The sequence below is a fragment of the Falsiroseomonas sp. RANM36 genome, from assembly GCF_056682175.1.
In genome coordinates, this window is record NZ_JBWXTD010000004.1 from 1 (window position 1) to 937 (window position 937).

Annotated in this window: 1 protein-coding gene; it reads left to right on the top strand. The window is 71.7% G+C overall.

Annotation, left to right across the window (positions count from 1 at the left end):
• Positions 1-382: 382 nt before the first annotated feature.
• Positions 383-937: DNA methyltransferase (locus AC1MIR_RS13735; RefSeq protein ID WP_480028759.1), on the top strand; the 555-nt coding region annotated here is incomplete at its 3' end.

Consider the following 937-nt stretch of genomic DNA (forward strand, 5'->3'; position numbering starts at 1 on the left):
CCCCGACCAAACAAAACACCAACACTCTCCATCCGGCCACCCTTCCCACCGCGCAGCACCTAACCGCCGCACGAACAGGCAAGAGCAACCAGAACATACTCCCCTCGCAGATGCACAGATTGAAAGAGCGTGGGGACGAAGCGACCCGATCCCCTTTCGGGGCACCCGGTGCCACCTGTCCCGATACCGCCAACCCGGCGGGGCGCAGAAGTTAGCGGGTTTGCCCCGCCACTTCAAGTGGCCACCGCGTTCGTCGTCGGTGGCGGCTATCTAGTCCTCGGTCCCGGGGCTGTCAAACCCCCTCGATGCGATATTCCGTCATCGCGCCGACATCCCGCATGACCGCCCTGACCGCAGCGCCACGCCGCGCTATCACCGCCCCATGGATGGGATTCCCGAGGCAACGCGACCGGCCGTCTTCGCGGCCGAGATCCGCGCCTTCGCGCAGGCCGGGCGGCCCACCGCCGCCTTCGCCGAGGACGGCATCCCCTATTTCGAGAACGCCTTCTGGACCGCCGGCCAGCGCCAGGCGCATCCGATCCACGAGATCAGCTACCGCGCCTGCTTCAAGCCGCAGCTGCCTGCCTTCTTCATCCGGCGCCTGACCGCGCCAGGCGAGGCGGTCTACGACCCCTTCATGGGCCGCGGCACCACGCCGGGGGAGGCGGCGCTGCTCGGCCGCCGCGCCGCGGGCAACGACATCAATCCGCTCGGCGTGCTGCTGACCCGCCCGCGCCTCGCGCCGCCGATGGCCGACCAGGTGGCCGCGGCGCTCGCCGCGCTGGACTGGGGCTGCGGCGCGGCGGAACCCGCGGAGTTGCTTGCCTTCTACAGCCCCGCGACGCTGCGTCGCCTCAACGCCCTGCGCGCCGGGCGCGGCCGCCCGGCGCCGCGGGCGGGAGAAAACCCCCCCCCCGTCGCGGGCGGGGGGCGCGCG